General features: G+C 36.6%; 9 protein-coding genes. 6 read left to right on the top strand and 3 right to left on the bottom strand.

The window, feature by feature from the left end; translation table 11 throughout:
* The first annotated feature begins 110 nt into the window (after window positions 1–110).
* The 5 genes from OCV65_RS13210 (at window position 111) to OCV65_RS13190 (ending at window position 3,983) form a co-directional block, all read left to right on the top strand.
* Window positions 111–257 (top strand): hypothetical protein, encoded by a 147-nt coding sequence (locus OCV65_RS13210; RefSeq protein ID WP_262582461.1) that lies wholly within the window; start codon window positions 111–113, stop codon window positions 255–257.
* A 371-nt stretch (window positions 258–628) separates the two neighbouring features.
* Window positions 629–1,159 (top strand): O-acetyl-ADP-ribose deacetylase, encoded by a 531-nt coding sequence (locus OCV65_RS13205; RefSeq protein ID WP_262582460.1) that lies wholly within the window; start codon window positions 629–631, stop codon window positions 1,157–1,159.
* A 118-nt stretch (window positions 1,160–1,277) separates the two neighbouring features.
* On the top strand, window positions 1,278–2,237 hold the full coding sequence (locus OCV65_RS13200; RefSeq protein ID WP_262582459.1) for a hypothetical protein: 960 nt from the start codon (window positions 1,278–1,280) through the stop codon (window positions 2,235–2,237).
* Window positions 2,222–2,989: a hypothetical protein gene (locus tag OCV65_RS13195; RefSeq protein WP_262582458.1), complete on the top strand. Its 768-nt coding sequence runs from the start codon at window positions 2,222–2,224 to the stop codon at window positions 2,987–2,989. The genes OCV65_RS13200 and OCV65_RS13195 overlap by 16 nt, the downstream gene beginning before the upstream one ends.
* Window positions 2,990–3,044: 55 nt before the next feature.
* Entirely contained in the window at window positions 3,045–3,983 is a 939-nt protein-coding gene (locus OCV65_RS13190; protein ID WP_262582457.1) for an MORN repeat-containing protein, read from the top strand.
* On the opposite strand, the gene OCV65_RS13185 is transcribed toward OCV65_RS13190, so the two are convergent.
* Window positions 3,980–4,345, bottom strand: coding sequence for a hypothetical protein (locus tag OCV65_RS13185; RefSeq protein ID WP_262582456.1), 366 nt, complete (start codon window positions 4,343–4,345; stop codon window positions 3,980–3,982). The genes OCV65_RS13190 and OCV65_RS13185 overlap by 4 nt on opposite strands.
* A 168-nt stretch (window positions 4,346–4,513) precedes the next feature.
* On the opposite strand from OCV65_RS13185, the gene crcB reads away from it, so the two are divergent.
* Complete coding sequence (gene crcB, locus OCV65_RS13180) at window positions 4,514–4,879, top strand: fluoride efflux transporter CrcB (RefSeq protein WP_262582455.1); 366 nt, start codon at window positions 4,514–4,516, stop codon at window positions 4,877–4,879.
* A gap of 67 nt (window positions 4,880–4,946) precedes the next feature.
* Here the strand turns inward: crcB and OCV65_RS13175 are convergent, their stop codons facing one another.
* Both OCV65_RS13175 and OCV65_RS13170 read right to left on the bottom strand, forming a co-directional pair.
* Complete coding sequence (locus OCV65_RS13175; protein ID WP_262582454.1) at window positions 4,947–5,504, bottom strand: TetR/AcrR family transcriptional regulator; 558 nt, start codon at window positions 5,502–5,504, stop codon at window positions 4,947–4,949.
* A 161-nt stretch (window positions 5,505–5,665) separates the two neighbouring features.
* Entirely contained in the window at window positions 5,666–5,821 is a 156-nt protein-coding gene (locus OCV65_RS13170; RefSeq protein WP_262582453.1) for a hypothetical protein, read from the bottom strand.
* Window positions 5,822–6,090 lie beyond the last annotated feature (269 nt).

The following is a 6,090-nucleotide window of genomic DNA, read 5'->3' as shown; positions in this document are numbered from 1 at the left end:
TGTTCTCTCCATGTTCCTTGTAACTTGTCCACCATATCAGTTCATTATAAAAATCTTAGATTTTTGTCTTGACAACTGAGCCACTATAGTTAGGCGTGGTTGATGCATACATGAAGGAGAATACGACTGAACTTGTGGATCCTTTGGATGTAAAGAAGAAGGTCGACATGTTGGAAGAGAAGCGGAATATTCTGCTCACAGAACTGGATACGCAGATCAAAGTGTCCAATGCAACCACATTTATCGAGATAGCATAATCACATTGCCTGCATTACGAAAATTCCGAACTTAGTTTCCCTGTAACAGGGTTAAGTTACGTGAAGAATATGCAAATTCTATTAGGATGGATAGTATAAGAGCTGTTAATTGTTTTGGATTTTGTTTAAACTTTGAATTGTGAACCGTTAATGATTTTGTTTTTGAATGGTTATGTGTGAATGGACAACTTTTCTTCAGGTATAGAGATATGCTGAAATCCATGAAACAGGTTAAGGTGTTAAGCTAATTGACCGGGGAAGAGCCTCATGGCTGTAATGCAGGTAATAAGATGAATAAAGGCCGTGGCGGAAGCTGCGGCTTTTGCTATAATAGAATAAGGCGTTATGATGAATGCAAGGAGGTATTGTGTATGAATTGTTGTATACAGACAGTACAGGGAGATATTACGAAAATTGATGATGTGGAAGCAATCGTGAATGCAGCGAATAACAGTTTGCTTGGTGGTGGCGGCGTGGATGGTGCGATTCATCGGGCAGCTGGTCCGGAACTTCTGGCAGAATGTCGTACCTTACATGGTTGTGATACAGGGGAAGCCAAGATTACCAAGGCATATAAGCTGCCTTGTAAATATGTAATCCATACAGTTGGACCGATCTGGTATGGAGGTAATGATGGTGAGCCGGAGCTGTTAGCAAATGCGTATCGGAATTCTTTGCAATGTGCGGTAGATCATGGAATTAAGACAATCGCATTTCCTGCTATTTCAACAGGTGTTTACGGTTATCCGATTGATAAGGCAGCAGTTGTTGCGGTCGATACAGTGAAGGAGTTTATCAGAGAGCATCCTGGCAAGATAGAACTTGTGAGGTTTGTGTTGTTCAGCGCAGATGTACTGGCGGAATATGAGAAGGCGATTGAGGGAAATTCATATAATAGTTAGAGTGAATATTTAAAGAGTGATTGCAAAAATGATTAGTAGACTGCTTGAAAAATCTATTCAAATATATTATTTTATAAATGTAACCTAAAAAAAGTTACATTTATAAAAAGGTGAATTAATGAAAGAGTTTTTGGAAAAGGCATTAAGACAGAATGTAATCATTGAAGAAGATAAAGAAATATACGAAAAATTACCATTGGCATATCGAGGCAGATATGATGTGTTAAGAATGGAGACTAATGGGCTTCTATGGATAGCTATTTGTCCTAAAGGTGAGATGGGCTTGGTTATGCTTAGAAAAGATAGAGCTAGAATAGAAAAACTGACGGGATTAAACTGTGCGATTTTTTTTGAATATACAACATTTTATATTAAAGAAAAATTGATAGAGGAAGGGATCCCATTTGTAATAGTTGGCAAGCAGATATATCTTCCTTTTATGGGATATTTACTAAGCAATTCAAATGATAGAGAATTACAGCCAGTTCATTTGATTTCATATTTAACACAAAAGTTACTTCTTTTAGCTATTTATGAAAGATGGAATAAGGTAAAAGTGACTGAGGCAGCAGAAAAATTAGGAGTTTCTAAAATGTCTGTAAGTCGATGTTTTGATGAATTGGAATACTTAAATATTGATGTATTGGGTATGAAGGGAAAATCAAGGGTAATCAGTGCGCCGAACAATACAAAAGTATTCTGGCAGCAAAATGCAAAGGTATTTAGAAATCCTGTAATTCGAAAATATATCTTAAGGGAGGATATTGGATTAGAGAAAAAGGCTGGTATATCTGCGCTGTGTGAGTGCTCACTTTTGACGGATAATGAGTATTACACATATGCAATAACGAAAAAAGAAATAAAAAGTAGTGGTATAAAAATGATGAAGCAGACAGGAATGTCAGAAGAGGTAGGCTGTGTTGTACTGGAATTAGGATATTTTATCGACTTTTATGGAAAAAAAATCCAGGATCCACTGAGTATAGTTTTATCAATAACAAAAGATGAATTAGAGGACGAAAGAGTAGGCATTTCAATTAATGAGATGTTAGAGGAATATGTATGGTCAAAGGATTAGATACATTTCGTAAGTATTTTGCAGGTTACGAAGATCAATATGTTCTGATTGGCGGAGCGGCATGTGATATTGTATTTGAAAGTAATGACGCAAATTTCAGGGCGACAAGAGACTTGGATATGGTTTTGATTATCGAGGCGCTTACACCAGAGTTTGGAGAAAAATTTTGGAAATTCATAGTAGATGGTAAGTATCGTAACAGATTTGTGAGTGGAAGGAAACCTCAATTTTACAGATTTGATAAACCAGAAGAAAAAGCATTTCCGAAAATGATTGAGTTATTCTGCAGAACAGATTTTGAGTTAAAGAATGCAGAAGGAATTACGCCGATTCATATTGCGGATGAGATATCGAGTTTGTCAGCCATTTTGTTAGATTCTGATTACTATAATGTACTTCTTGCAGGGAGAATACAAAAGAATGCACTTTCAGTACTTAGACCAGAATATATTATTCTTTTTAAGGCGAAAGCATATCTTGACCTTAAGAGGATAAAAGAATCAGAAGGAATTGGAGATTCAAAAAATATCAAAAAACATAAGAAAGATATTTTACGTATAGCTGCAGAACTTATGTTAGAAAGAGTCACAGATTTACCAGAAACAGTTTTGGGTGATATATATTCTTTTATAGACTCTTTAGAACAAGATCCGTTTGATTTGAACTTGTTGAAAATGTATGGATTAAAAAATGAGGATATTGTGAGTTTATTAAAGGAAATATTCGAAGCGGAGTATAAGATAGTTGGATAATAGTATTTTTTTTAAAGGGAAAAACAAAGGAATCAATAAGGAGTTAAGGGGGAATGTGGCATTTTGCTATATTCTTGTGGATGAACAGGCAGGGCAATGGAGTGAAGATGATGAACATGCGGTAGTCAATACGATTCGCCAGACCTCATCCTGGATGATGCAGGAAGCGGGCAAGAAAAATGTGACATTGAATATTCGGAATTTTGTATTTCGCAGTAAGAGCGATGTGCATGTAGATCTTGGTATGTCGAATGCCTGGGTGAAACAGGTGATGCAGAATACGAAGTATGCATCAATCACAGAATTGCGTAATCACTTTAAAAATGAAAAACGATTTGATGATGTAGCTGTGATTTTTCTATTCCGATATGAGGAGAGGTCTTTTGCCTCGAGGCAGGTTGCGCTGGGAGAGGGCGAAGAATATGCCACAGTCTTTTATGGAGAAAAATGCAATACATTTATCCATGAGATCTGTCATTTATATGGTGCCTGTGATTTGTATTATACGGATTTTGTAAAGGAAAAAGTCAGACGATACCTGGGCGGAAGTATTATGTGTTCCAATGTGCTGTATGTGGATGATGTGACAGCTTACGTGATTGGCTGGCAGAAAGAATTGGCAGATATGGCGAAAGCATTTCTTCAGGAAACAATGCATATCACGGAAGCAGAATGGTATGCAGCTCTGAGTAAGAATACGGAAAGTGGACATTCTTCTTTTACATATAGTGATGGTGCTGTTTACAAAGGTGAGATGATACGCGGTGTACCGCATGGCAAGGGTGTGTTACAGTATGCTTCCGGTGATAAATATCAGGGAGAATTTCGGCATGGCAAGCCGGAAGGTCAGGGTGTGCTGAATTATACGAATGGAGATCATTATGAAGGCGCTTTTATGAATGGTACATTTGAAGGGAAAGGCGTGTACTATTTTCATACGGGTGGGAAAAAGAAAGGCATTTGGAAAAATGGTAAATATTTGCGGAGATTTTAGATAGTCTCCGCATTCTTTGCATTTCGAATCCGCTCCATGGTATCGAGTTGTTCGGCTTTTTCGAAAATCTCGGTTTTCCAGGCAGCGAAATCTTCCTGAAAAAGTTCTTCGGATATAGAGTCTTTTCTGGAGAGAAGTTCTGTCCAGCCGCTGATGAATTCGGTGATGAAATTGCCATAGGCAGTAAGAGAGTTATTGTCATTGAAGGATATCTGAGCCGTGGTCATATCCATATCATAATAGCCACCCCAGACATTGCATTCGAGTTCCTCAACATTTGTATTCATAGAGAAGGGTTCTTTTTCATACAGACCCAAAAGCATATCGGCGATATTTTTTCTGTTTATTTCAATGTTACTCATATAGACACTCCTTTTGTGTGAAATTATTGCATTTATTATACCATAGGTCTGATGGATTTGCATGTGAAGAGAGAAGATGCTATAGTTACCTAAAACGAAATTTTAAAGGGCTGAAAAGCCTGTGATTTCAACAAAAAGACTTAATTATATGAGGAGGATGTGAAACAAATGGAATTTTTAGTTGTAGCCCTGGGTGGAGCTGTAGGAGCAATGGCCCGATATGCGATAAGCCTTATACCTGTTAAAAGCGGATTTCCGTTTCTGACGTTGGTGACAAATATTATGGGAGCGCTTCTGATAGGATTTGTTGTGGGTATTGCAAGCGGTAAGAATGAGGTATCGGAAAACACGATATTGTTTTGGAAAACAGGGGTATGTGGTGGTTTTACCACCTTTTCAACATTTTCTTTAGAAGCATACAATTTGTTTGATGATAATCAATATACAGCTGGAGGAGTGTATGTATTATTAAGCTGTTGTAGTTGCATATTGGGAGTACTGTGTGGCAAAAAATTATCAGCTCTTATTAGATAACAGAATATGATTTGAGCCGAGAAAACGTTGTGTATTCCGTAGCTTATAGTTATCAAAAAGAAAACAACTATTCTCGCGATTCAAGTGTCCAGTGGACAAGATCATCGAATATCCACTCGAAGTGATTAACATATTCATCTACGTCAGGTTTAGGCTGCATGTAATTAAATTTAAGGAAATATCCGGCTAATGCGAATCTGCAGAATTCGGCCGTAGATTGGATTTGTTCGTCTGAAAGATATTTTCCTGCATCTTCCAACTGCTTTTTGATATATTTGCTGATTGAATCCTCTGTTTTAATAAAGAAGTGGTATTCTAGTTGTTCTTTGGATAGCGAAGAGAGAATATGATTTATAATCTTAGGGTATTCCTTACATGCTTGAAATATCGCTTTCATTTCGGCTTTTAAATCTGTTGGATCTTCTAGTGTTTTGACCAGTTTATCTATTTCATACTGTATCCATTTATCAAGCAACTCATATAAATCTTGAAAGTGATAGTAGAAAGTGTTATGGTTGATTTCACACCTTTTAACAAGAGCCAGCACAGTAATCTTGTCAAAGGGCATTTCTTCGATCATCTCGCTAAAGGTTTGCATGATTGTTTTCATCGTTAACATAGACATAGACAATTCCTCCTGATGCATCTTCTTTAGTACCACACATTTATAGAATATGCCTATTTGAAGATTTTGTCCATATCAATATATGACATAGAAAAAATTCCTGCTTACATAGAGGCTCTTTGCTCTCTATGTAAGCAGGAATTTTTCTATTAAGCTAAACATTATGCAACGAACTCCCAGTGACCATCTTTAAATGTCCACTCTTCTTCAAGGTTGTTTTCAAACAGTACAGTATAAACACCTTCTGTATCAGCCTTTGGATGAACCTCTACTACCTTCGTACCTGCTTTTTTCTCGATTTCACTATAATCAGACATCTCTTTTTCCTCCTCTCGAGAATCTCTATTCGTTATTATTATAATAAGACTTAGGTGGTATTTATCATATATCCAGATTGTCTGAATTGTCCTAAAACAGACAATTTGAAGAATCTGTCCAAAATGCAGAATCAGAATTCATTATTCACGCTGTATTATTCATTGGTGTAAAGAAATTGTTAGTTGAATAAAGAAAATAAAAATGAGAGTAATCACTTTCTAAGGTATAATGGTTTCGACGAAAAAAACATATATCAAAGGAGGATTAC

Origin of the sequence: Dorea ammoniilytica, from assembly GCF_025567415.1 — a bacterium.
GTDB classification, from domain to species: Bacteria; Bacillota; Clostridia; order Lachnospirales; family Lachnospiraceae; genus Claveliimonas; species Claveliimonas ammoniilytica.
Note: the sequence above shows the minus strand (reverse complement) of the source record. Positions and strands in the feature narration are given on the sequence as shown.

Coding starts and splice junctions, on each gene's coding strand:
- OCV65_RS13210 (WP_262582461.1), top strand. CDS start 111: ATGAAGGAGAATACGACTGAACTTGTGGATCCTTTGGATGTAAAGAAG.
- OCV65_RS13205 (WP_262582460.1), top strand. CDS start 629: ATGAATTGTTGTATACAGACAGTACAGGGAGATATTACGAAAATTGAT.
- OCV65_RS13200 (WP_262582459.1), top strand. CDS start 1,278: ATGAAAGAGTTTTTGGAAAAGGCATTAAGACAGAATGTAATCATTGAA.
- OCV65_RS13195 (WP_262582458.1), top strand. CDS start 2,222: ATGGTCAAAGGATTAGATACATTTCGTAAGTATTTTGCAGGTTACGAA.
- OCV65_RS13185 (WP_262582456.1), bottom strand. CDS start 4,345: ATGAGTAACATTGAAATAAACAGAAAAAATATCGCCGATATGCTTTTG.
- crcB (WP_262582455.1), top strand. CDS start 4,514: ATGGAATTTTTAGTTGTAGCCCTGGGTGGAGCTGTAGGAGCAATGGCC.
- OCV65_RS13175 (WP_262582454.1), bottom strand. CDS start 5,504: ATGTCTATGTTAACGATGAAAACAATCATGCAAACCTTTAGCGAGATG.
- OCV65_RS13170 (WP_262582453.1), bottom strand. CDS start 5,821: ATGTCTGATTATAGTGAAATCGAGAAAAAAGCAGGTACGAAGGTAGTA.